Source organism: Candidatus Hydrogenedentota bacterium (genome assembly GCA_012523015.1).
Lineage (GTDB): Bacteria > Hydrogenedentota > Hydrogenedentia > Hydrogenedentales > CAITNO01 > JAAYBJ01.
Map to the genome: position 1 here is coordinate 1 of JAAYJI010000314.1, position 2222 is coordinate 2222.

Sequence of the window (2222 nt, forward strand, 5' to 3'; positions counted from 1 at the left end):
TCAAGGAGACCAGTGAAACACAGATTCATCTCTCCATCTTGGTGATGAACCTGCAAAAGATCCTCAGAGATCTTTTTGACCTCTTTTCCCGGACGCTTTTTTGGAGGTTTTACCGCCTCTCATTCGCATTCATGAGGCCGATTCCGTCCGGTAGTTAACGGTTCAGCAGACCCTATATTACCGTAAATTTCAATAGAGAATTTTCCGTTTTGCATAAACACCTCTTGATTTATAGAAATATTAACGTATTAGTGAATAGTTTTTCCACAGATAAAAGTTCGACAGTGTTGACGAAAGTCAATTTCATGGCTATCTTGTATATAGGTGATAGTACAGGCTATAACTTGAGGTCGGTGCAGAGAGGGGTGCAATGGGTAAAGCGGTGGAAATATGCAACGCGTGCAAAAGCTTTGGGTCGTTGAAAGCTAATGAAGATGTCTGCTTCGACTTGAATTATGGTGAAGTGCATGCGTTGATTGGCGAAAACGGAGCGGGGAAAACCACTCTGATGCGTCTACTGTACGGTATGTATGCTCCCGACAACGGGATTATTTTGGTGGACGGAAAGCCCTGCGTCACGTCGGTGAAAAGCTCCATTCGAGCCGGGGTCGGGATGGTACATCAAAATTTCATGCAAATTACCCACATGTCTATCGTGGAGAACATTATCTTGGGCAACGTACCTCGTAGTCGGCTGGGTTGTGTCGATTACGCCAAGGCTTCCGAGGACATACGCACTTTGGCCACTAAACTTCGAATGAAAGTGCGTCCCAGCCAGCTTCTTAAGGATCTCTCTATGGGGGAGCGACAGAAGATTGAAATCGTGAAGGCCTTGTACCAAGGAGCAAAAATTTTCATATTTGACGAGCCCACAGCCGTGCTGACTCCCCGGGAGTCCCGAGAGTTGTTTGAAATCATCCAGACACTGAAGGACGACGGCAAAGCTATCATATATATATCCCACAAGCTGAACGAAGTGATCGCTGTGGCCGACCGCACCACCGTGATGCGCAGGGGTCTAGTGGTAGGAAAGTGGGATTCAATGCAGGGCGTGACCCGCGAAAAACTTGCGGCTGCCATGATTGGGAAGGCCGGCTTTGAAATGATTGAAAGCCGTCACCACACTGTTGGAGAATAGACGGTCCTGTCGGTGGATAACCTGCACTATTACGACATCAACGAGAAAAAACCCCTGATTCGTGGCATTAGCTTTTCCTTGCGTAGCGGTGAGATTTTGGGCATCGGGGGCGTGGAGGGAAATGGCCAGCATGAGTTGATCCGCCTTATCATGGGCTTTGCACGGCAAAACCATGGCGTCATCCGCTTGGGCGGCGAAGACATCTCTAGGATGGATACCCACGCCCGCCGCAAAAAGGGTCTTGGTTATGTTTCGGAGGATCGGATAAACTTAGGGGTATCCCTTTCTTCCACGTTACAGGAAAACTACATATGTGGGCAGGAGTCCGCGCCCCGCTTCTCACGGTACGGCATGCTGAGGCGAAAAGTCATCGACACCGAGGTAACGCAAATCATCGAGGAATACAATATATACGGCGCCCGGCTAGGTGCCTCAACAAAAACGCTGTCGGGCGGAAATCTGCAACAGTTTATTTTGGCCAGAGCGTTAGCGCAGAAGCCGGATGGGCTGGTGGTGGCCCATCCGACGCGCGGGTTGGACATCGGTGCCATCAATTACGTACGGGAGCAACTGCTCCAAGCAAAAACTGAGAATACCGGTATTTTGCTGGTCACCGCCGATCTGGAGGAACTGCTTGCCCTGAGCGATCGCATCTTGGTGATGTACGAGGGAGCGTTTTCCGGCGAGATTTCCGATCCCACCAACACCAGCGAGGAAGAAATCGGATTGTACATGGGCGGCGCCGTTGCCCAAAGCGGAGCGGAGTTGTAGGGATGGAAAAAGTAAGAAGGCTACTTCAAAATGACAAGCTTGAATCGCTACTCTCCTCGGTTCTTGCGCTTGCATTGGCTCTGCTACTGGTAGGGTTCGTAGTGGCCTTGGTGGGCGAAGACCCATTCGGTGCTTTCAAAGCCCTGTGGAACGGTGCTTTCGGTAGCGCCTATTATCTCAATCTCACCCTGCGCTTCGCCGTACCCATCCTGTTCATTGCCCTCTCGTTCGCTGTGTGCGAGCGCAACGGGTTTTTCAACATCGGGCAGGAGGCACAGATGCACCTAGCGGCATTGGCGGCAGTATTGGTGCA

General features: G+C 50.8%; 3 protein-coding genes. All 3 read left to right on the plus strand.

What is annotated here, in order from left to right:
- The first annotated feature begins 370 nt into the window (after positions 1-370).
- Positions 371-1138, plus strand: a complete 768-nt coding sequence (locus GX117_13735) for an ATP-binding cassette domain-containing protein (GenBank protein ID NLO34392.1) — start codon at positions 371-373, stop codon at positions 1136-1138.
- Positions 1139-1150: 12 nt separating this feature from the next.
- Positions 1151-1909 carry an ATP-binding cassette domain-containing protein gene (locus GX117_13740; protein NLO34393.1) on the plus strand — a complete coding sequence of 253 codons (759 nt, stop codon included), beginning with the start codon at positions 1151-1153 and terminating at the stop codon, positions 1907-1909.
- A 2-nt stretch (positions 1910-1911) separates the two neighbouring features.
- Positions 1912-2222, plus strand: a 311-nt coding sequence (locus tag GX117_13745) for an ABC transporter permease (GenBank protein NLO34394.1), incomplete at its 3' end; no start/stop codon positions are given.